The sequence below is a fragment of the Phenylobacterium sp. genome (assembly GCF_036495085.1).
Taxonomy (GTDB): Bacteria; Pseudomonadota; Alphaproteobacteria; order Caulobacterales; family Caulobacteraceae; genus Phenylobacterium.
This window is the reverse complement of record NZ_DASXNL010000098.1, coordinates 1-21,759: the sequence shown is the minus strand read 5'-3', so window position 1 is coordinate 21,759 and position 21,759 is coordinate 1. Positions and strand designations below refer to the sequence as shown.

Here is a 21,759-nt window from a genome sequence, read left to right as displayed (position 1 = left end):
CTCGAGGCGGAGATTGGACAACATGCTGAGACTGGGCTTGCTGGTCATAGCCTTGGTTCTGGCGGTGGGGCGGAGCACGTCAGCTGAGACGCCAAAGCCTGGGCCGCAGGAGGCTAACGGCTACACCCGCTACGAACTCCTCGCGCCGGGCTCGGCCAAGTTCCGGATCATCTACGACATCACCGCCGTGCGCCCGGGCGCGACGGCCTTCTTCAACCCGATCCGCAAGGGCTCCATCGCCTCGGACGAGAGGGTTACGGACCTCGCCACCGGCCGGCCGCTGGCTTTCAGGGTGGTGTCGGGCGAGGCGGCCCGGACAAGTGGCCTGCCTGACGCCGACCCGACCTACGACTACATCCGTGTCGAACTCGCTCGACCCGTGCCGGCCGGAGGCGGCGAGGGACGCCTGCGAATCGAGAAGACCTACGAGGACGCCCGCAGCTATCGCGCCGACGGTCGCGAGATCGTCTTCGAGCGCGCACTAGGCATCAAGAAGAATGCGGTGATGCTGCCGGCCGGCTATGTGCTGGTGGCTTGCAACTACCCGTCCCAGGTGGCCCAGGAGGCCGACGGGCGCATCCGCGTCAGCTTCTTCAATGTCACTCCAGGCGAGGCGCCCTTAAACCTTCGCGCGGCCCCCGGGGTGATCTCGGCAACCCACTCCAGCGTCAGCGGCAAAATGGGGGAGCGGGCCAAGCAGACGCGCGACATCGTCTACTTCCTGCAGCCCCCGGAGACCCATGCCTTCGACCTCTACCACGACTACACCGAGGAGAAGGCCGGGGTAGGGCGCTACATCAACGTGGTTCGCGCAGGTTCAAGCGCCTCCAACCCCGCTGCGCGAAATCTCGACACCGGCGAGGCCATCGCGGCCGTTCACCTGAAGGGCGCGGAGATCACCAGGGCCGGAATCGACGATCCCGAGCTTGGGCCGGTGAAGGCGGACAGCGAGATCGTAGTGTTCAATTTCAAACCGCTGAAAGCCGGCCAGTCGATCCGGCTGCGGATGAGCGAGACCTACACTGATCCCAGCCGCTATCGGCTGGTGGGCGACGAGCTGGTCTTCGACCGCACTTTCGGGCGCGCCAATAACGCCGTCGTCCTGCCCAAGGGCTGGGAGTTGACCAACTCGAGCGCCCCGGTCGTCGTCAGCCGCACCGAAGACGGCCGGGTCCGACTGGATTTCAATAATCCGCGTCCCGACGAGGTCGAGGCCCTGTTCACAGCCCGGCGCCTGGAGCGCTAGCTGGAGCTCAATCCACCCAAAGCCCTCGTCTCTTGTGCCAGTCCTCGATCGATTGTTCGGGGTAGAGCTCGAAGGTCGCGTCTTCTGGGCCAAGGTTCAGCGCGACCCAGGCCGGCTTGTCCTTCAGCATCAGATGGACCCGCGAGGGCGGGACCGGCAACGTGCTGTCGATCGCCGAGGCGAAAGGATGCACGAGGTCGGGCCACTCCGGCGAAAACAGCCACAGTGCGCTGGCGCAGACGGTGCAGAAGCTGCGCTCACCGGTCGAGACCTCGCAACGGCCGTCCTCGTCGCAGATCTCGGCGCGATAGACGCCGATGGCCTGGCCGGGATCGTCGACTTTCAGGGTGCGAGCATCGGCGCCCAGGTTGATGGCGTAGCCGCCTCCGCCGGCGGTCTTGCGGCAGATCGAGCAGTAGCAGCGCTGGTAGGGCTGCGGGGTGTGGCTTTGGCAGGTGAAGCGCACCGCCCCACATCTGCAGGAGCCTTCGAGGGTCGTGGGCATGAACGGGCCTCCCCTGGGAGCGGTCTTTCTGAACGCTGCAGACGGAGATTCCGTTCGGGTCGGCCGAGAGGAGCGGCCTTCCGGGAACGGGCTATCGGTAAGCCGCCCCGGAAGGCCTGGCCCGCGCTGTCAGGCTACGGCGCGCGCGGGATCGGATATCGGCGGAGCAGGCCGCGCGGCCGCGGGCTCCGGCCGGTCGAGGCGGCGGAGCCTGGCCCGCAGATGCCGGTCTCCAACGACGGCGATCGCCGCGGCGAGCAGGCCCAGCCCCAGCGACAGCGAAGCCTCTGCGAGCCCGGGTGCGAGCACGGTGAGGCTGGGCGTCGGCCGCACGTTGGCTATGCCGATGAAGCCGTTCAGGAGGGCGTAGGCCATGCCGAAGAGGCCGAACATCGGCGCCGCGGCGGCCTGGGCGGACAGGTAGGCTATGGCGCCTGCTGTTCCGTTGGACCTTCCCTGGCGGATACGTACGACCTGCAGAAGCCATGTCGCGACCGCGGCGAGCGCGGCGGCGACCAGGCCCCAAACCACCGCTTTCATCGGTATCGATGCGTGGGCGAAGACGCCGCTCAGCGTTAGGCGGTCCGCCAGCGGAATGGGTTTCAACGCTGCGTCACCGCCAGGTGGCTGAGCGAAGGCGGGCGAGGCCAGGACCGCCATCGCCCCGAGGCCCAGGCCGGATGCACAAATTCTGAACTTCCCCACGCGGAATTCCTCCAAATTACGACCGTAATAGTGTACAATTACAGACGTAAACAAGAAAGGTCAACCGGAGACGGGAACTACAGCGAGGCGAGTGGGTTTGGCCCGCGCAACCCGGAGATGCATCATGAGACTGCGCTTGAGTTTGGCTGCCTCATCGGCGGCGCTGGGCCTCATAGCCGTCACCGCCGCACACGCCGCGATCCTGTTTGCGGGTGCGTCCCCCTCGGCGCAGATGGCGACGGACAGCAGCTTCAACGTGAGCTTCAATGGTGGCTCCGGCGGCATGGCCACCCTCTCCTTCATCCTTGACGGCTTCAGAAGCCTGGATGGCCGAAATACGTTCGAAGACGATTTCAGCCTGAGCCTGAACGGCGCGGCGCTGATCGCCGGCGCCTTCAACCTGGGCGGCGGCGGCGCCGACGTCGTGTTCCTCGAGCCGGCGGGCGCAACGATCACCAACGTGTCGGGCAATGGAACAGCAATCACCTTCACGGGTGGCGAGGTGGACATCGCCACGCCAGTGACGCTCGCCTCCGGTTTGAACACCCTCACATTCGGCTACACGAGCCTCGGCGGCCCCGACGCCGGCTTCCAGGGCATGGGTGATGAGGCCTGGGGCGCGCAGGACATCGAGGTGACGACGCCGGAGGGGCGAGGCGTTGTCGGCGAACTGCCCGAGCCGGCGGCTTGGGCGCTGATGATGGCGGGCTTCGGGGGCGCAGGCGCCATGCTGCGAAGCCGCCGGCGGCTCTTGGCCGCCGTCCGGTAATTCGCAAGCGCCCGTCTCGACGGGATCGAGGCGGTCCGGCAATCCCCAACGAAAGGGCTAGGCGGCCTTCGAGGCCGCGACCTTCAGCATGCTCAGATAGCCGGGCGCAATCAGCATGTCGTCCATGACGCCCTTGGTCTTCAGCAGTCGGTGGGCGCGCGGCAGGTTGTAGCAGGGCACATGCATGAACATGTGATGCTCGCAGTGGTAGTTCACGTAGTAGGGCGCGATGAAGGCGCGCTCGATCCAGTTGGCGCGGGTGGTGCGCGCGTGCTGCAGCGGGTCCGGTTCGTTCTTGGCTACGCAGGCATGCTCGGCGATGTTGCGAAGCCGCGTGACCATCGGCAGCCAGGTCGCCTGCGGAACCAGCCACAGCACGGGCCACACCCACCAGAGGCCGAAGGGCGCCGTGACGGCGAGCGTCACGACCATGCCGATCAGGAAGCGGCGCCGGGCGACAATGGCCTCGCGCAGAATCGGCAGCAGCGGCTCGCCAGGCTTGCGGCCCGCGATGCGTTTCACCAGGCCTGACCAGCGCTGCTTGTAATAGGTCTGGCCGGTCAGATCGCGGATGATCTTGCGCCGTAGGGATAGCCGCGTGATCGGGAACGGCGCTGATAGCGCCAGGTCCGGGTCCTCCGTCTGCTGAGCGTATTTGTGATGGGTCAGGTGGTAGTTCCGGTAGCCGAGCAGGCCGCCAGTGGTCAGATGGTTGCCCACCCAGTCGTTCACCTTCAGGTCGGGATGCAAGGCCGCGTGGGCGGCGTCGTGCATCAGAATCGCAAGGCCCAACTGGCGCGCGCCAATGATGGCGATGGCGAGCGGAATGGTGATCGGCTTCAGCCAGAGCGGCGAAAGGATGGCCGTGGCGATGGCGAGCCCTATGGCGATCCAGGCATGCGCCAGCAGCGCCAGGCCCTTCCAGGGCGAACGGCGCGACAGCGGCGCCCATTCGGAGGGCGAGAAAAAGGTCTTGGGATCAACCCGAGCAGCGACGGCCATGGGTCAATTGTAACGCCGAAAACTTGGCGAAGACAGAATGACCGTTCGAAGCACAGGCTCTTGGGCGCTAGAGGTGGGCCAGGATCGCGAGCCGCGTTCCCATCACGATGGCCACAAACAGCAGCAGGCCCGCCCAGGTGTTTGACCTGAAGAGCCGCAACGCCTGCAGCGGATCATCGAGGCGAACCCGTCGCACCTGCAGACAGAGCTGGATCCCATAGGCGATGAGCAGCAGGTAGAACAACGGGCCGAGGCCCGCCGCGGCGCCGGTCGCCAGCATTAAGGCCAGACTCGTCAGGTAGAACCCGAGGATGGCGAGCGGCGCTTGCTGGCCAAGCCGCCGCGCGGAGGATTTGACGCCGGCGAGCGCGTCATCTTCCAGGTCCTGGATGGCGTAAATGGTGTCGTAGCCCAGGGTCCAGAACACGCCTGCCGCATAAAGCAGGACCGCCGGCCACTGCAGGGCGCTGTCGGCCGCTGCGCGCATCAGGAAGCGTACGTCGCCGGTACTCAGCACAAACGGCGCGATCTGCCGCCAAAAGGCCGGGCCTGCGCCTGTGGCCGCCGAGAAGCCGAGGAGGGCGCCCCAGTTGAAGGTCAGCCCGAGCCAGGCCTGCGGCCACCAGGTGATCCGCTTCATGAAAGGATAGGCCGCGACGAGCACCAGAGAGGCGAGGCCCAGCGCCACCGCAGTCGGCGGCAGGGTGAGGAGGATGCTGAACGAGGCCAGGCAACAGGCGATCAGGAAGATCCAGGCCTGTCCGACGCCGATCTGCCCGGCCGGGATAGGGCGCAGAGCCGTGCGCGCCACCTTGGCGTCAATCTCGCGGTCGACGATGTCGTTGTAGGCGCAGCCGGCCGCGCGCATGAGGGCCGCGCCGAGGAACATTTGCGCCAAGAGGCCCGGATTCGGCAGCCGGTGCTCCATGGCCTCGGCCAGCGCGATTCCCTGCCAGCCGGGCAGCATCAGGAGCCAGATACCCACGGGCCGATCGAACCGCCCGAGCTTTAGCCAGGGCCGCAAGCCTGCCGGTGCAAATCGGTCGACCCAATTCGTCGGCACGGCGTCGGGCAAGGGCGCGGTCGATGTCATCCCTCCCCTTTATGGGGCGGGTCGAGCCGGCGCTAGCCGGCCCCACCGGTCTCGAACGACTGTGGCCGCGGAGACACCCTCCCGGCAAAGCCCAAGGGGGAGCCGGCGCTGCCCTGGAGCCACCTTGACGCATGAATTCACCGCGCCTAGCTTCCCCGGCCTAGCAACCCGAAGGGAGGGCCAAGATGCGATTCATCGTTCCAGCCGCTCCTCAAAGGTTCGCCGGGCCGCCGCCGCGCTTCTAAGTCAACCGGAACGCTTCGTCCGGGGGCCTGATCGGCCCGCTTCACGAAGCCGTCCCGCGTGCCCGAGGCCCGCCGGGGTTCATGCGCCCCCCGCCTCACCCAGGATTTTCATTCGCGCCGCCGAGCGCCGCCGCCCCTCGAAGGGGAACGTCTGCGGTCCGCCGGCGCCGAGATATCGAGCTTTCCAATGACGGATCACTACGAGGATACCGACGACCAGAAGGAGCGGGTTCTGAAGAACAGCCAGGTGCTGGGCTTTATCGCGGGCTTCTGGGTCCGCCGCCCCTGGCTGTTGGCCGGCACCGTGGTTTTCGTGGTGCTGGCCATCGCCTTCGACCTGGCGACCCCTTGGGCTGCCGGCCGACTGGTGGACGCCGTCTCCGGCGGGCCCGATCGCTTGGCGACCGCCTGGCGCGCCTGGGCGGTGTTCGTCGGCGTCTATTTCGCCTTCTCGACCATCCGGAACCTGTCGATGCGGTTCTGGATCCCGTTGGCCTCGGCCAACATGAAGGAGATGACCGACGAGGGGTTCAAGAAGGTCCAGTCCTTCAGCGCCGACTGGCACGCCAACACCTTCGCCGGCGCCACCGTGCGGCGCCTCAGCCGCGCGATGTGGGGCTACGACAGCGTCTCGGACGCAGCACTGGTGTTCCTGGGGCCCGCCATCCTGGTGCTGATCGGCCTGTGCGCCATCATGGCCGTGCGCTGGCCGATGGTAGGCCTGTTCGCAACCATCATGGTGGCGCTCTACATCGGCTCCAACGTCGTGCTGACGAACCTCTATGCGCGGCCGATGAACCTGCGCTCGGTGGCCCTCGACAGCCGCATTGGCGGGGCCCTGTCGGACTCCATCGCGTCCAACCCGACCGTGAAGAGTTTCGGGGCCGAGGCCCGCGAGGAGGCCCGCATCGCCGGCGTCACCGACATGTGGCGCCGTGCGGCCAACCGCACCTGGAACCGATTCACCGACATCTGGCTGTTCCACAACACCTTGCTGGTGGTGCTGCAGGCGGGTCTTACCGGCCTGCTGATCCGCCTCTGGGCCAAGGGGGAGGCGACGCCGGGCGATGTGGCCTTCGTCATCACCTCCTTCATGCTGATGACCGGCTACCTGCGGAACATCGGGGACAACATCCGCATGACCCAGAAAGGCCTCGACGACGTCGAGGACATCGCCCGATATTCAACGATGGCGCCGCAGGTGCTTGATCGACCGGCGGCCCAGGCCTTCAGGGCCGATCTGGGCGAGATCGTCTTCGACCGCGTGGTGTTCCGCTACAAGTCCGCCCAGGAGCCGCTCTACGACAACTTCACCCTGCGGATCGCGCCCGGCGAACGGGTGGCGTTGGTCGGTCCCACGGGAGCGGGCAAATCCACGTTCGTGAAGTTGATCCAGCGGCTCTACGACGTGCAGGGCGGCCAGATCCTGGTGGACGGGCAGGATATCGCCGCGGTCAGCCAGGGAAGCCTGCGGCGCGCCATCGCCGTGGTGCCGCAGGACCCGGCGCTGTTCCACCGTACCCTTGCGGAGAACATCGCCTATGCGCGCCCGGGCGCTACGCAGGACGAGGTGGAACTCGCCGCCAAGCGGGCGCGGGCGGACGAGTTCATCGCAAGGCTGCCGGCCGGCTACAAGACCCTGGTCGGCGAGCGTGGGGTGAAGCTATCCGGCGGCGAGCGGCAGCGGGTGGCGATCGCCCGCGCCTTCCTGGCCGACGCCCCGATCCTGGTGCTGGACGAGGCGACGTCGTCGCTGGACGTTGAGACCGAGCGCCGCGTGCAGGCGGCGATGGAAGAGCTGATGGTGGGCCGCACCACTATCGTCATCGCCCACCGCCTCTCCACGATCCGCGGCGCCGACCGGATCCTGGTGTTCGAGGAAGGTCGCATCGTCGAGGAAGGCAAACACGCCGAGCTGGTGAAAAAGGGCGGCGCCTACGCGCGGCTGCATGCTGTGACCGAGGGGTGGGTGTAGCTGCGAAAGGCTCGCCCACCTAGTTAACGCCGTCCTTCAATGCGGCGGCCAGATCGCCCCGCTGCTCGATCCGCAGGCCCTCCAGGCCGAGCCAGCCGGCCATCAGCTTCACCTCGGCCGCTAGCTTCCCCGGCGTGGCGTCGCTCGCCCACGGCTCGGCGTGACTGGCCTGCACGACGAGGACGCCGGCTTTGCGGTCGGCCTTGAGATCGACCCTGGCGGTGAGAGCATCCCCCTCCAGGAAGGGCAGCACGTAATAGCCGTGGGTGCGCTTTTCGGCCGGCGTGTAGATCTCGATCCGGTAGCGGACGCCGAACATCCGCTCAGTGCGTTCGCGATACCAGATCAGGTTATCGAATGGGGAGAGCAGGGCCCGGGCCTCGATGCGGCGAGGCCGCTTGGCGGTGGGGTCGACATAGGCCGTCTCGCGCCAGCCCTTCACGCTCACCGGCTGGAGGGAGCCGTCCTCCACGAGTTCGGCCAGGCGCGCCTTGGCTCCCTCCACCGGCATCCGGAAGTAGTCGCGAAGATCCTTCGAGGTGGCGACGCCCATCGCCCGGGCGGCGATCCTGTAAAGCTCGCGGTGCGCGTCCTCGCGTGACGGGCTCGGCGCAGCCAGCACCGCCGCAGGCAGCACTTTCTCAGGCAGGCCGTAGACCCGCTCGAAGGTTCCTCGCCGGGTCGCGGTGGTGAGCTCACCCGTCCAAAACAGGCATTCGACCGCGCGCTTGGCCTCGCTCCATCCCCACCAGCCGCCCTGTCCCTTGTGGCCCATGTCGAGTTCGGAAGCCGACATCGGGCCACGGGTCGCAATCTCCTCCAGAACCCGGTCCACGAAGTCGCGCCGCTCGCGCAAGAACTTGGCGACTCCCTTCCAGACGCCCACGCCGTCGTGGGCGTCCTGCATCCGCCAGCGCAGAAGCGGTTGAGCTGACAACGGCAGCAGGGACGCCTCGTGCGCCCAGTACTCGAACAGCGGCCGCTTCTTCCCCCAGGCCACCTCTTCCAGCAGCGCCCGCGGATAGGCGCCCAGCCGGGAAAAGGCGGGTAGGTAGTGCGTGCGGGAAACGACGTTGACGCTGTCGATCTGCACAGCGCCCAGCCGGTCGACCAGTTTGAGCAACTGGCGCTTGCCGATCGGGCGGTCGGGACGGGGCGTCCCGAAACCTTGGGCGGCGAGGGCGATGCGGCGGGCCTCGCCCGCGGTGAGCTTGTCCTTGGGCATCAGGTCCCGCGTCCGTGGGTTCGAGTCGCCGGAAGAGTCTAGCTGGTGAACAAATTAAGAACAATGCGGCTGTTAAGAATGGTTAACGCGTTTACCTTCACCGCTTTGATGTGCGGAACAGACGCAGAATTCAGGCGTGATCCAGCACGGGCTTGGGCTGGTAGGGAGATTCAAGGATTGCTGCCTCGTCATCGGTCAGTTTGACGTCCAGGGCCGAAACCGCATCTTCGATGTGGCCGAGCTTCGAGGCGCCGATGATCGGGGCGGTGATCGCCGGATTCCTGAGCACCCAGGCCAGCGCCACCTGCATATTGGAGAGTCCGCGCGCCCGGGCGACCTCGCTCACGGCGTCCACCACCTTGTGGTCGGCTTCGCGGAAATAGAGCCGGGGGGAAAACTCGTCGGTGCGAGCGCGCTCGGTGTTGCCTTCTTTGGGCTGGGCGCGACCTCCGGCCAGGAAGCCGCGGGCAAGCGGCGACCAAGGGATGACGCCGACGCCCTCCGCCCCGCAGAGCGGCAACATCTCGCGCTCTTCCTCGCGGTAGACGAGGTTGTACTGTGGCTGCATCGAGACGAAGCGGGCCCACCCGTTGCGCTCGCTTGTGGCCAGCATCTTCGAGAATTGCCACGCATACATCGACGAGGCGCCGATGTAGCGGGCCTTGCCGGCCCTCACGACGTCGTTCAGGGCCTCCAGCGTCTCCTCGATCGGCGTTTCGTAATCGAAGCGGTGGATCTGATAGAGGTCCACGTAGTCCATGCCGAGCCGGCGCAGGCTGGCGTCGATCTGGGCCATGATCGACTTGCGGCTGAGGCCCTTCTCGTTTGGGCCCTTGCCCATCGGGCCGTTGACCTTGGTGGCGACAACGATTTCCTCGCGGCGGGCGAACTCGCGCAGCCAGTGGCCGGTGACCTCCTCGCTGGCGCCGATCGAGTAGACGTTGGCGGTGTCGAAGAAGGTGATCCCCTTTTCGACGGCGGCCTGGAAGAACGGCTTGGACTGTTCCTGGTCGAGCACCCAGCTGCGCCAGGCGGGCGAGCCGTAGGTCATGCAGCCAAGGCAAAGCCGAGAGACCTTCAGACCGGTGGTTCCCAGGCGGTTTTGTTGCATGGCAGTGGTCTCCTAGCGTTCCAGCCGGCCGTCGTTGATCGCCTCGACGTCGAATTCGTAGAGCACCTCGGGGTCGGCCTTTGCGACGCTCTTGGCGATGTCCTTGTGCGCCAGCTTCCTGAGGATGTGGCGCATGATGGCGATGCGGGCCTCATCCTTCTTGTCGGTGTGGACGATGAACCACGGCGCTTCGGCCGTGTTGGTCAGGCGCAGCATCTGGTCGCGGGCATCGGAATAGGCGTCCCACTTATTCTGGGCGACGGCGTCGAGGGGGCTGATCTTCAGGGTCTTCAGTGGATCGGTCTCGCGCGCCTTCAGGCGCGCGGCCTGCTCGGACTTGGAGATGTCGAGCCAGAGCTTGATGATGCGGATGCCGTTCTCGACCAGCATGGCTTCAAAGGCGGGCGCATCGCGCAGGAAGATCTCATGCTCACTGGGCGTGCAGAAGCCCATCACCGGCTCGACCCCGCCGCGATTGTACCAGGAGCGGTTGAAGATCACGAGTTCGCCGGCCGCCGGCAGATAGCGAACGTAGCGTTGGAAGTACCACTCGGTCCGCTCGCGCTCGGTAGGCTTGGGAAGGGCCACGACGCGGGTGTTGCGCACCGACAGGTGCTCGACGATGCGCTTGATCGCGCCATCCTTGCCGGCCGTATCGCGACCCTCGAAGATCACCAGGTCCTTGGCGCCTGAGGCGATGGCCTCCAGCTGGTAGCGCACCAGGTCGACTTGCAGGGCCTCGATCTCGTCACGCGCGTGTTTGTGGTGGTGGTCTTTCGCCATAGCTGAACCCTATGCCGGATGCGGCGCAGGACGCTAGAACGGGCGGATGGTCCGGCTGTTCATTCCGCATGATCTGGCGCCTGGCGCCGAACTCGCCCTCGATCCCGGGCAGAGCCGCTACCTTGTCGCGGTGATGCGTCTGGGCGTCGGCGACGATGTTCACCTGTTCAACGGGCGAGATGGGGAATGGCGCGCGACGATCAGCGCCGTGACCAAGCGGGCGGTGGCGGTGCGGGCCGCGGCGTCAACGCGGCCGCAGGCGATGGGCCCGGACCTCGATCTGGTCGTGGCGCTCGTCAAGCGCGCAAGGCTGGAGACCATCGTCGAGAAGGCCTGCGAATTAGGCGTGCGGCGCGTGCAGCCGGTCGTCACCGAGCGCACCAACGCCGAGCGAACCCGCGTCGAGCGCTTGACCGCAATCGCCACTGAGGCCGCCGAACAGACCGGCCGGCTGGACGTTCCAGCGATCCTGGAGCCGGTGAAGCTGGAGAAGCTGATCGGCGGCTGGGAGGCAGGGCGGCGGCTTCTGTTCTGCGACGAGGCGGGAGATGCAGAGCCGATCCTTGAGGCCTTGAAGGACGAAACTGTCGGGCCCTGGGCGATTCTGATCGGGCCCGAAGGCGGCTTTTCGCCCAGTGAGCGGCGCGCGTTGCGCGCGCTCGACTACGCCACGCCGGCGTCACTGGGACCGCGGATCCTTCGCGCCGACACGGCCGCGATCACCGCGCTGGCGCTCTGGCAGGCCGCGCTCGGCGATTGGCGAGCGAGTGCGACCGGCCCTTGAGCTTCGCCGATTTGCGCCCACCTAGACTCCCGACGTAAAGAGCGTGACCGCGCGCGCAAGAACGCGGCCCGGGTTGGGTTGGGGAAGAATATTTATGGCTGAGATCGCCTGCAAGGATCGTCCCCTCACGTTCCAGGACCTGGTCGCCTGGTTCGACAAGGGTTCCAAGCCGAAGTCCGCGTGGCGCGTAGGCGCCGAACACGAGAAATTCGTCTTCCGCCTGGGGAGCCATGAGCCGGTCCCCTATGAGCCCAACGGCATAAAAGCGCTGCTCAACGGCCTGACCCGTTATGGCTGGACGCCGGTGATGGAGGGCGAAAACGTCATCGCGCTGGAGCGCGGCATGGCGAACGTCTCCCTTGAGCCCGGTGGCCAGTTCGAACTCTCCGGGGCTCCGCTGGAGACCATCCACGACATTTGCGAGGAGACCGGCCAACACTTGCAGGAGGTGAAGGTCGTCGCCGACGAACTCGGGGTGGGGTTCCTCGGCCTGGGCTACACGCCGATCTGGCGTCGCGATCAGGTCCCGGTGATGCCCAAGGGCCGCTACAAGATCATGCGCGAGTACATGCCCAAGGTCGGCAATCTTGGCCTCGACATGATGTTCCGCACCTGCACCGTGCAGGCAAATCTCGACTTCGGCTCCGAAGCCGACATGGTCGCAAAATTCCGCACGAGCCTTGCCCTGCAGCCGATCTGCACCGCGCTCTTCGCCAACTCGCCGTTCGTGGAGGGCAAGCCGTCGGGCTTCGTCTCGGCCCGCGCCAACGTCTGGACCGATACCGACCCTGACCGCACGGGCATGCTCGACTTCGTGTTCAGGGATGGGTTCGGATTCGAGACCTACGCGAAATACGCGCTCGACGTGCCGATGTATTTCGCCAAGCGCGACGGCCGCTACATCGACCTCGCCGGCCGCTCGTTCCGCGAGTTCATGGAGGGCAAGCTGGCCGAGCTTCCCGGCGAGAAGCCGACAATCAAGGACTGGGCCGACCACACGACGACCATTTTTCCGGAAGTTCGGCTCAAGCAGTACCTGGAGATGCGTGGGGCCGACTCGGGTCCCTGGAGCCGTCTCTGTGCGCTACCGGCGCTGTGGACGGGGATCTTCTACGATTCGGCCGCGCTCGCCGCCGCGTGGGACCTCTGCAAGGAATGGAGAATCGAGGACCACGAGCGCCTGCGCGCCGATGTGGCCCGGCGCGGATTGAAGGCCGAGATCGCCGGGCGCTCGGTGCAGGAGGTGGCCAAGGACATGCTGGCGATCGCCCGTGAGGGCCTCAAGCGCCGCAATCGCCTCTCCGGCGGGCTGGTGGACGAGAGCGGCTACCTGGCCGAACTCGACGAGATTGCGGCCAGCGGCGTCACGCCGGCCGAACGGCTGCTCGAACTCTACAACGGGCCGTGGAAGGGCGACGCAGGCAGGGTCTTCGAAGCCTTCGCATACTAGTTTTCAGCCTTCCTGATCGTCACCGCATTCCTCCGGTGCGGACCTCGTCACGGGGCGGGTTCACAGCTTCGTCGTCGACCTCATAGATCTCCACCCTGTCGGGATAGAAGGCCAGCAGGCCTTCGATCGCCTGCATCGCGGGGTAGGGGTCTTCGTAGGTCCACACGACGTTGTCGGCGAACTGCCCGTCCATCAACAGCGTGTAGTAGGCCGCGTCGCCCTTGTAGGGGCAGTGGGTCGTGTGGGCGGTGCGGCTCATGTACTCCATGGCCACGTCCTCGCGGGGGAAATAGACCACCGGCTTATAGCCCGCCTCCTTCAGGACCAGGGCCTTGTTGGTGTCGGCGATAACGTGGCCGGCGAAGAGCGCGCGCCAGCGCTTCTTGGCGGCTTCCACGGCAATCGGATGGTCGGGGCCGGGTGTCTTCATGCGGATCTCCTTCGCCGACAGGAACCCCTAGGCTGCGACCCGGGCTCCGGACCGGCCTTACATGGGGCGCCGCCTTGCTTGTGCTTAGTAGGGGCGCGTGATTTTCTCCCCGCAAATGCGCTGCTGCGGGGAAGCGTGTCCCTTAAGTTCGCGCGCCGCCCAGGAACCGCGAGCTAATGAATCCCATCGTCCTTATCGGCGTCATCGTCACACTCGCGACGGGCGTGCCGGTGATGCTTCAGTTGCGCAAGAACCACCCGCGCGGCCTGATCATCCTGTTCTTCGCGGAGATGTGGGAGCGGTTTTCGTATTACGGGATGCGCGGCATCCTGATCTTCTACCTGACCCAGCATCTGCTGTTCGACGACAAGACAGCGAGCGCCCAGTACGGCTCCTACACCTCCCTGGTCTATCTGCTGCCGCTGGCCGGCGGGATCATCGCGGACCGCTGGCTGGGCACCCGCAAGGCCGTGGCGTTCGGCGCGCTGCTGCTGGTGGCCGGGCACCTGACCATGGCGGTCGAGGGACACCCCGCCCAGCAGACCCTGCAGTACGCCGGCCAGAGCTTCCCGGTTGCGGCGGAGGGTCGCATGGAGAGCCGCCAGGTCCGACTGATGGTGGCGGGCAAGCCTTATGAGTTCGGCCCGGCGGCGGACGGCGGCATGGCGATCAAGGGCCTGCCCGTAAGCGCCTCCCTTCCGGCCGACCTGCCCAAGGGCTCCTTTACGATGACGTCGAAGGTCGACCCCTTCGGAAAGGCGGCCTTCTACCTGGCGGTGAGCCTGATCATCATGGGCGTCGGCTTCCTGAAGCCCAATATCTCGACGATCGTGGGACAGCTGTATCCGCAAGGCGACCCCAGGCGCGATAGCGGGTTCACCCTCTACTATTACGGCATCAACCTCGGCGCGTTCTGGGCCTCGGTGCTCTGCGGCCTGGTGGGTGAAAGCATCGGCTGGTGGGCCGGCTTCGGCCTGGCGGGCGTCGGCATGAGCGCGGGCTTCGTTGTCTTCATGCTCGGCCGCAAATACCTGGAGGGCCATGGCGAGCCGCCGGCGCCGGCGGTGCTTCGGGAAAAGGTCGTCGGCCCGGTCAACCGCGAGTGGACGATCTATGCGCTGGGCCTGCTTGGCGTCATCCCGGTCTATTTCCTCGTGCAGGTGAACACCATCGTGGGATGGGGACTGGGGATCTGCACGGTCCTGTCCATCGCCTACATCGGCTATTTCATGGTGGCGAAGTGCACTCGGGTGGAACGGGAGCGCATGGGCCTGGCCATGGTGCTGATCTTCGGCGCGGTGGTGTTCTTCACGCTCTTCGAACAAGCCGGCACCTCACTGAACCTGTTCGCAGCACGAAACGTCGATCTGATGGGCGTGTCGGCCGCCCAGACCCAGTCGTTCAACGCCGGTTTCATCCTGATCTTCGCGCCGATCTTTGCGGCTATGTGGGCCTGGCTGGCCGCCCGCGGTCGCGATCCTGACCCGACAATGAAGTTCGGGCTGGGCCTCGTCCAAGTCGGTCTGGGTTTCCTGGTGGTGGTCTGGGCGCAGGGCATGGCCGATGAGCATTTCCGCATGCCGCTGTTCATGCTGGGCCTGCTCTACCTCTTGCACACCACGGGCGAGCTCTTCCTGTCGCCGGTGGGCCTCTCTGAGATCACCAAGCTATCGGTGGCCTCGATCGTCTCCTTCATGATGGCGGTCTGGTTCCTGTCCTCCTCCATCGCCCAGTTTGTCGGCGGCAAGATCGCCGGGCTGATGGGGACCGAGACGGTGGGGGGGCAGGTGCTGGATCCGCACGGCGCGCTGATGACCTCGCTCGACGGCTTCAACAAGCTGGGGTGGGCGGGTGTCGGCTGCGGGGTCGTGTTCATCGCCGCCAGCTTCTTCATCAAGCATTGGGCGAACGGGGCGAACGAGGCGGCCGGCCACATCCAGCCTGAGGCGATCGCGATCCCCGCGGATCGCGCCTCCTAAAGTCCTGCGCGCCGAAAGAGGCGCGGAGCGAATTGGCGTTCGCAGGCGCCGCCTGCGGTCAGTTGAAGTTTTTCAGCACGCGGAGATAAAGGCCGTTCGGGAAGCTGAAGTGCCGATCCTGAATGTCAGGCTGTCCGCCTAGATTGCGCGGACCTGGGAAGACCTGGAAGGTGTCGCGCAGGCGGACCGGAGGCGCATTAACGAGCGGCAGTTCCACTCGGAGGCTCCAGGCCGGCGTCGGCTTCCACTCCGCGTAGGGCCGGATGTAGGTCGCGAGCTTGAAGTTCTCGATCTGGTCGAAGCGGAAGTAGTTGCGCCGGAAGCCGCCGTAGAAATCGACCCCGAAGGTCAGCTTCTGTTTCGGCAGGTCCTGGCTGAAACTCAGGTTCCAGTCACTGGGGTGCAGGCCGGATATCTCGCGGTGCTCGCCCGTCGTCGGGTCGCGAACATCGGTCCACCGCCGCAGCACCTCACCTTTGACGAGCGCGCCCGCCCAGCCCAGCCGATCGAACGGCAAGGTGAAATCGAAGATCAGCTCATCTTCGGTCCCGTCGCCGATATTGGTCGGACGATCGAACACCGTCCCGTCGCTGGCGAACACCGGCCCGAGATCGATCACGTCGGAAAGCTGTTGATGGCGGGCGGTGAGCAGGACGCTGGCGCCCTTCCACAGCTGCTGCTCGACGGCGATCTCGCTGATCCACGCCTGCTGCGGGTTCAGGTCGGGGTTGCCCGCGGTGACACCGACACTGTTGTTGAGGTTCGACGAGGCGACGAAGTAGTTGAAATCGAGCTGACCGACCCACCGCTCGAGGCGAAGGCGCACCTCGGTCGCGGCGATGGGATCCCAACTCACCGTTAGCCGGGGCTTGGCGAAATAAAGGGTCTTGGCAAAAACGACATCGCCTCTCGAGGTGATGTCGGAACCTTCATACCGGAGCGCCCCGTCAATGGTCCATTTGGCGCTCGGCCGCCAAGTGCCCTTGGCGAAGATCTCGGCTCGCTTTTCCTCGACTTGAACGTTGGCGGCAGGCAGGGGCTGATCGACGGCGTCGACGGTGAAGCGGGTGCGGCTGTCCAACTTGTTGTCAGCGCCCTCCGCGCCCGCCTCAAGCGAAACGCGTTCGCCGAAGCGGCGCTTGACCACCCCGCGGACGATGGCCTCGCTGCTTTTCGCCGTGGACAGAAAGTCGCTGATCGACCCGGAGATGACGGACAGTGAATCGGTGTCGCGATCACGTGTTGTCCGCAACGCCATCAGCTCCAGGTTGGTGCTGGACCCGAACGCGCGGCTGTAGCGTCCGCCGAGTTCGGTGTCGGTGGTCTTCTGCACGTAGCCAAAGGTCTGGACGTCCGGCGTGGGCGCGATGATCGTGTCGACTTCCGGCTCGTCGAATTTTTCCTGGTAGAGCCGACCGCTCAGCCGGAGCCGCCCGCCGGCCAGAGGGGTTTCGACGGCCCCGGTGGCCGAGCCGTTGACGTCCGTGCCTCGGGATTCGAGAAGCGCCACTTGCGTGGGGCTGCCGTCCGCAAAGGTGGTCTCGCTGCGGCCCGTCGATACCCCGTCGTCCGGGCTGGAGCCGGCGCGCAGCGCCGCTTCCCATGTGCGCTGACCTCCCCAGGCGCCCGAGGCTTCGGCGCGCCCGGCCAGGAAGGTGCGCCCGTCGCCAAGGGTGTAGTTGGAGAGCGCCATCAGGCCCCGCGTGCCGCCGCCGGTCTTGAGGATCACGTTGGCGATCACCGTCTTGCCCTGCATGTCGATGCCGGGCGCCCCGCCGCGGATCACATCGATGCGCGCGACCTTGGAGGCCGGCGTGCGTTGCAGGATCAGGTCCAGGGCGTCGGTCTTGGACGAGGGACGCTGACCGTCGATCAGAACGTTGCCCGCCGCGCCCTCGAAGCCGCGCACGGTGTCGCCCGTATCGAGGATGAAACCCGGGAGTCGACCCACCATGTCGAGGGCGTTGTTCGGATTCTGCGCGGCGAAGAACTCCGGCCCGTAGGACACGACGCCCTTGCCTGCGACTGAATCTGTGATTGCGACAGGCGCGGCGCCGGCCGCCACCTGGGCGAGGACAAGGAACAGCATGCAACTCCCCAGAAGTCCGCGCAGGTGGCCCGCGCCGGCTTCCAGGGGCCAATTAAATGACCGTAACCTGGATTAATTCGCCGACAGGTTGTGCATCGGCCACTGACGCCAGCTGAAAACTACAGCTGTAAATCTAAGAGTCAATCGGTGCGTCAGACGCTGGTTCCTCCGACCGTCAGCCCGGTGATTTTGAGGGAGGGTTGGCCGACGCCGACCGGCACGCTCTGGCCGGACTTGCCGCAAACCCCGACGCCGGGATCGAACCCGAAGTCGTTGCCGATCATCGTCACGCGTGTGAGGGCCGACGGTCCATCCCCGATCAAGGTCGCGCCTTTCACCGGGGTCGTGACCTTGCCGTCCTCGATCAGATAGGCCTCGGTGCACTGGAAGACGAACTTGCCGTTTGTGATGTCCACCTGGCCGCCGCCGAAATTGGCGCAATAGAGACCGCGCTTGGTCGAGGCGATCATCTCCTCGCGGGGGGTGTCGCCGGCCATCATGCCGGTGTTGGTCATCCGGGGCATGGGAAGGTGGGCGTAGGACTGGCGCCGTCCGTTTCCTGTGGGCTCTAACCCCATCAATCGCGCGCTCATCCGGTCGTGCATGTATCCCACCAACACGCCGTCCTCGATCAGTACCGTGCGGCCGGTCGGGGTGCCTTCGTCGTCGATGGTCAGGGAGCCGCGGCGACCCTGGATCGCGCCGTCGTCGAATACGGTGACGCCCGGCGCGGCGACCCGCTCGCCGATGCGGCCCGAAAAGGCCGACGTGCCCTTGCGGTTGAAGTCGCCTTCCAGCCCGTGGCCTACGGCCTCGTGCAACAGGACCCCGTTCCAGCCGGGGCCCAGGACCACATCCATCTCCCCGGCGGGACAGGGGACGGCCTCGAGGTTGACCAGCGCCTGGCGCAGCGCCTCATCGACCTGCTCCTGCCACTTCTGCGGGGTGATCCAGGCCTCGAAGCCCGCGCGGCCGCCGGCCCCCGAGTAGCCGCTTTCACGCTTGCCATCGCCTTCGACGGTGATCTGCACATTGATGCGGGCCAGCGGCCTGATGTCGCGGAGCAGCCGCCCGTCGGCGCGCAGGATCTCGACCGTGCGTCGCTCGCCGGCCAGCGAAGCCATCACCTGTACGACGCGCGGGTCGCGGTTGCGGGCCCAGGCGTCGATCTCCTGCAACAGGGCGACCTTGTCCGAGAAATCCGGCGAAGCGAGGGGATCGTCCTCACCATAGAGCTTGGCGTTGGTCGCACGCGGCCCCTCGGCGGCGACGCCCGAGTAGCCTCGCTTGGCCAGGGCCGCCGACTGGCCGGCGCGACCGATGGCGGCCTCGGAGATCTCGCTGGCGTGGGCGTAGCCGGCCGTCTCGCCGGCCACCACGCGCAGGCCGAATCCCTCCGTGGCGTCGAACGCCGCCGATTTCAGCCGGCCGTCGTCGAACAGGAAGCTTTCGCTTTCGGAGCGTTCTACGAACAGTTCGCCGTCGTCAGCGCCTCGCAGCGCCTCGCCTAGGATGTCGCCGGCCCGATCGGGGGCGACGCCGGCTGATTCGAGGATCGAGGGGGAGGGGGTGTGGGCGTTCATCCCAGCAAGATAGGAGGGCGACCGCGGGGCGTCACCCAGCGACTTGCGACAGGCGGCGGCTATTTCGCCACAGCGTCATGGCGGGCCCCGGCGGCCGTGCTCACCCATGAATCACAAATCGCGATGCGGCGGACCCGCTCCTTTCGAACGCGGATCGCTGAAAATTGCCAAAGAACGTGGTTGTTCGGGCTTCTTTCCGCCGCCGTGCGCACAGCGGCGCCGTGGTCGCGTCCTAGCGCCTTGGCAAGCACAAGCGATGCGCGTATGCACCCGCGATGAAGGGCTAGGCGGCGCGTGAGCGCCTGCGCGCGCCGTTCTGTTCAGTCGACTCGACCGCCAGATTCGCGCGGCGAGGCCGGCCAACCAGACCGAGGGGACATGAAGTCTAGGTTTCAGGGGATGCAGGCGTTGGCGGCGGGAATCGCGACCGGCGCGGTGACAGCGTTTTGGAGTGCGTCGGCCTTTGCGGCCGATCTAATCGGTCAGCCTACAGACGGGGCGATGGGCATGCAGCCTGGGGTCACGCCCCTGAAGCATGACGCAATCTTCTTCCACAACGCGATCCTGCTGCCGATCATCACGGGGATCACGTTCTTCGTGTTGGGGCTGCTGATCTGGTGCATCGTCCGGTTCAATAAGCGGGCGAACCCGGTGCCGGCGAAGTGGAGCCACAATACCCCGCTCGAGGTCGCCTGGACGCTGGTCCCGGTGCTGATTCTCGTGGTGATCGCGGTCTTCTCGTTCAAGCTTCTGTTCGAGTACCACGACATGCCCAAGCCCTACATGACCGTGAAAGCCACCGGTTATCAGTGGTACTGGGGCTACGAATATCCGGACAAGAAGATCCCCGAATTCGTCTCCAACGTGCTTCCTGAGGATCAGGCCAAGGCCAAGGGCGTGCCGTACCGTCTGGCGGCCACCCAGCCGCTCGTAGTCCCGGTGAACCAGACGATCCAGGTGCTGGTAACGGGCGCTGACGTGATCCACGCCTTCGCCGTGCCGGCCTTCGGCGTAATCATGGACGCCGTCCCCGGCCGGGTGAATTCGACCTGGTTCAAGGTCGACCGGATCGGCACCTACTATGGCAGCTGCCGTGAGCTCTGCGGCGTGGACCACGCCTTCATGCCGATCGAGGTGAAGGTGGTGAGCCAGGCCGACTTCGACGCCTGGGTGGCCTCCAAGACCGCCGCCAAGCCCGCCGCAGCGCCGACGACTGTGGCCGCCGCCCCCGCCCCCACCACCACGCCAGCGCTCCCGGCGCCGGCCGCGCACTGATCCAGGACCCGCGTAAGATGGCCCACGCCGCCGCCCACGATCATCACGACACCCACGACCACAAGCCGGGCTTCATCGCTCGCTGGCTGTTCTCGACCAATCACAAGGACATCGGCACCCTCTACATCCTGTTCGCCATCATGGCGGGCCTGGTGGGCGGGGCGCTCTCCGGCTTGATCCGCTGGGAGCTCGCCGAGCCGGGGATCCAGGTCTTCCAGCCGCACTCCTTGATCGCCCAGCTGGGCCTGATCGAAGGGTCTAAGCATGGCTACAACGTCGTGGTCACCGCGCACGCCCTGATCATGATCTTCTTCATGGTCATGCCGGCGATGATCGGCGGATTCGGCAACTGGTTCGTGCCGCTGATGATCGGCGCGCCGGACATGGCCTTCCCGCGGATGAACAACATCTCCTTCTGGCTGCTGGTCGCCTCGTGGATCATGTTGTGCACGTCGATGTTCGTCGACGGCGGACCGGGACGAGGGTTCGGCGGCGGATGGACCATGTACGCACCGCTATCGACGTCGGGCCACACGGGTCCGGCGATGGATTGCGCGATCCTGGCCATCCACCTTGCCGGCGCCAGCTCGATCCTTGGCGCCATCAACTTCATCACCACGATCTTCAACATGCGTGCGCCCGGCATGACGCTTCACCGGATGCCGCTGTTCGTCTGGTCGATCCTGGTGACGGTGTTCCTGCTTCTGCTCTCGCTGCCTGTGCTGGCCGGCGCGATCACCATGCTGCTCACCGACCGCAACTTCCACACCCACTTCTTCGACGCGGCCGGCGGCGGCGACCCGGTCATGTACCAGCACCTGTTCTGGTTCTTCGGTCACCCCGAGGTGTACATCCTGATCCTGCCGGGCTTCGGCATGATCAGCCACATCGTGTCGACCTTCAGCCGCAAGCCGGTGTTCGGCTATCTCGCCATGGCCTACGCCATGGTGGCCATCGGCTTCATCGGCTTCCTGGTGTGGGCGCACCACATGTTCACCACCGGCATGAACGTGAACCTGACGGCCTATTTCGTCGCCGCCACGATGGTCATCGCGGTGCCCACGGGCATCAAGGTGTTCAGCTGGATCGCCACGATGTGGGGCGGGTCGATCGACTTCAAGACGCCCATGCTGTGGGCGATCGGCTTCATCTTCCTGTTCACCCTGGGCGGCGTCACCGGCGTCGTCCTGGCCAATGCCGGCGTCGACTACCAATTCCAGGACACCTACTACGTGGTGGCCCACTTCCACTACGTGCTGAGCCTCGGCGCCGTGTTCGCGATCTTCGCCGGCTTCTACTACTGGTTCGAGAAGATCTTCGGCGTGAAGTACCGCGAGTGGCTGGGCGTGACCCACTTCTGGATCACCTTCGTGGGCGTGAACGTGATCTTCTTCCCGCAGCACTTCCTGGGCCTGCAGGGCATGCCGCGTCGTTACGTCGACTACCCGGAAGGCTTCGCCTACTGGAACAAGGTCTCCTCGATCGGCTATGCGATCACCGCGGTCGGCAT

Annotated in this window: 18 protein-coding genes; 8 read left to right on the top strand and 10 right to left on the bottom strand. The window is 66.0% G+C overall.

The features are described 5' to 3' along the window. Nucleotides 1-22 precede the first annotated feature (22 nt). Nucleotides 23-1,246, top strand: a complete 1,224-nt coding sequence (locus VGI62_RS11475) for a hypothetical protein (protein WP_331504623.1) — start codon at nucleotides 23-25, stop codon at nucleotides 1,244-1,246. Nucleotides 1,247-1,253: 7 nt separating this feature from the next. Here VGI62_RS11475 and VGI62_RS11470 read toward each other — a convergent pair whose 3' ends face one another. Beyond that, nucleotides 1,254-1,751 carry a GFA family protein gene (locus tag VGI62_RS11470; RefSeq protein ID WP_331504622.1) on the bottom strand — a complete coding sequence of 166 codons (498 nt, stop codon included), beginning with the start codon at nucleotides 1,749-1,751 and terminating at the stop codon, nucleotides 1,254-1,256. Between the two features lie 129 nt (nucleotides 1,752-1,880). Beyond that, nucleotides 1,881-2,456 carry a MotA/TolQ/ExbB proton channel family protein gene (locus tag VGI62_RS11465; protein ID WP_331504621.1) on the bottom strand — a complete coding sequence of 192 codons (576 nt, stop codon included), beginning with the start codon at nucleotides 2,454-2,456 and terminating at the stop codon, nucleotides 1,881-1,883. A 124-nt stretch (nucleotides 2,457-2,580) separates the two neighbouring features. Here VGI62_RS11465 and VGI62_RS11460 point away from each other — a divergent pair, with 124 nt between their 5' ends. After that, entirely contained in the window at nucleotides 2,581-3,225 is a 645-nt protein-coding gene (locus VGI62_RS11460; RefSeq protein ID WP_331504620.1) for a PEP-CTERM sorting domain-containing protein, read from the top strand. Between the two features lie 57 nt (nucleotides 3,226-3,282). Here the strand turns inward: VGI62_RS11460 and VGI62_RS11455 are convergent, their stop codons facing one another. Further along, on the bottom strand, nucleotides 3,283-4,227 hold the full coding sequence (locus VGI62_RS11455; RefSeq protein WP_331504619.1) for a fatty acid desaturase family protein: 945 nt from the start codon (nucleotides 4,225-4,227) through the stop codon (nucleotides 3,283-3,285). A gap of 67 nt (nucleotides 4,228-4,294) precedes the next feature. Continuing rightward, on the bottom strand, nucleotides 4,295-5,320 hold the full coding sequence (locus tag VGI62_RS11450) for a UbiA family prenyltransferase (RefSeq protein ID WP_331504618.1): 1,026 nt from the start codon (nucleotides 5,318-5,320) through the stop codon (nucleotides 4,295-4,297). Between the two features lie 432 nt (nucleotides 5,321-5,752). Here VGI62_RS11450 and VGI62_RS11445 point away from each other — a divergent pair, with 432 nt between their 5' ends. Further along, nucleotides 5,753-7,540: an ABC transporter ATP-binding protein gene (locus VGI62_RS11445; RefSeq protein ID WP_331504617.1), complete on the top strand. Its 1,788-nt coding sequence runs from the start codon at nucleotides 5,753-5,755 to the stop codon at nucleotides 7,538-7,540. A gap of 19 nt (nucleotides 7,541-7,559) precedes the next feature. Here the strand turns inward: VGI62_RS11445 and VGI62_RS11440 are convergent, their stop codons facing one another. The 3 genes from VGI62_RS11440 to ppk2 all read right to left on the bottom strand — a co-directional run bounded on the left by VGI62_RS11440 (nucleotide 7,560) and on the right by ppk2 (nucleotide 10,659). Continuing rightward, nucleotides 7,560-8,765, bottom strand: coding sequence for a winged helix-turn-helix domain-containing protein (locus VGI62_RS11440; protein ID WP_331504616.1), 1,206 nt, complete (start codon nucleotides 8,763-8,765; stop codon nucleotides 7,560-7,562). A 130-nt stretch (nucleotides 8,766-8,895) separates the two neighbouring features. After that, a complete protein-coding gene (locus VGI62_RS11435) occupies nucleotides 8,896-9,876 on the bottom strand; it encodes an aldo/keto reductase (protein WP_331504615.1) in 981 nt (326 codons plus the stop codon). A 12-nt stretch (nucleotides 9,877-9,888) separates the two neighbouring features. Further along, nucleotides 9,889-10,659 carry a polyphosphate kinase 2 gene (gene ppk2, locus VGI62_RS11430; RefSeq protein ID WP_331504614.1) on the bottom strand — a complete coding sequence of 257 codons (771 nt, stop codon included), beginning with the start codon at nucleotides 10,657-10,659 and terminating at the stop codon, nucleotides 9,889-9,891. A 46-nt stretch (nucleotides 10,660-10,705) separates the two neighbouring features. Between ppk2 and VGI62_RS11425 the strand changes: the two genes are divergently transcribed. Together VGI62_RS11425 and VGI62_RS11420 are read left to right on the top strand one after the other, a co-directional pair. Next, nucleotides 10,706-11,443: a 16S rRNA (uracil(1498)-N(3))-methyltransferase gene (locus tag VGI62_RS11425; protein WP_331504613.1), complete on the top strand. Its 738-nt coding sequence runs from the start codon at nucleotides 10,706-10,708 to the stop codon at nucleotides 11,441-11,443. 94 nt (nucleotides 11,444-11,537) lie between these two features. Then, nucleotides 11,538-12,893 carry a glutamate--cysteine ligase gene (locus tag VGI62_RS11420; RefSeq protein WP_331504612.1) on the top strand — a complete coding sequence of 452 codons (1,356 nt, stop codon included), beginning with the start codon at nucleotides 11,538-11,540 and terminating at the stop codon, nucleotides 12,891-12,893. Between the two features lie 19 nt (nucleotides 12,894-12,912). Here the strand turns inward: VGI62_RS11420 and VGI62_RS11415 are convergent, their stop codons facing one another. Continuing rightward, nucleotides 12,913-13,323, bottom strand: a complete 411-nt coding sequence (locus VGI62_RS11415) for a DUF427 domain-containing protein (RefSeq protein WP_331504611.1) — start codon at nucleotides 13,321-13,323, stop codon at nucleotides 12,913-12,915. A 176-nt stretch (nucleotides 13,324-13,499) separates the two neighbouring features. Between VGI62_RS11415 and VGI62_RS11410 the strand changes: the two genes are divergently transcribed. After that, nucleotides 13,500-15,302, top strand: a complete 1,803-nt coding sequence (locus VGI62_RS11410; RefSeq protein ID WP_331504610.1) for an oligopeptide:H+ symporter — start codon at nucleotides 13,500-13,502, stop codon at nucleotides 15,300-15,302. 58 nt (nucleotides 15,303-15,360) lie between these two features. Here the strand turns inward: VGI62_RS11410 and VGI62_RS11405 are convergent, their stop codons facing one another. Both VGI62_RS11405 and tldD read right to left on the bottom strand, forming a co-directional pair. Continuing rightward, the gene (locus VGI62_RS11405) at nucleotides 15,361-17,391 is read right to left on the bottom strand and encodes a TonB-dependent receptor plug domain-containing protein (RefSeq protein ID WP_331504609.1); all 2,031 of its coding nucleotides are present in this window, start codon (nucleotides 17,389-17,391) and stop codon (nucleotides 15,361-15,363) included. 152 nt (nucleotides 17,392-17,543) lie between these two features. After that, nucleotides 17,544-18,974 carry a metalloprotease TldD gene (gene tldD, locus VGI62_RS11400; protein WP_331504608.1) on the bottom strand — a complete coding sequence of 477 codons (1,431 nt, stop codon included), beginning with the start codon at nucleotides 18,972-18,974 and terminating at the stop codon, nucleotides 17,544-17,546. A gap of 378 nt (nucleotides 18,975-19,352) precedes the next feature. On the opposite strand from tldD, the gene coxB reads away from it, so the two are divergent. Further along, complete coding sequence (gene coxB, locus VGI62_RS11395) at nucleotides 19,353-20,249, top strand: cytochrome c oxidase subunit II (protein WP_331504607.1); 897 nt, start codon at nucleotides 19,353-19,355, stop codon at nucleotides 20,247-20,249. 17 nt (nucleotides 20,250-20,266) lie between these two features. Beyond that, on the top strand, nucleotides 20,267-21,759 hold a 1,493-nt coding region (locus tag VGI62_RS11390), incomplete at its 3' end, for a cytochrome c oxidase subunit 1 (RefSeq protein WP_331504606.1).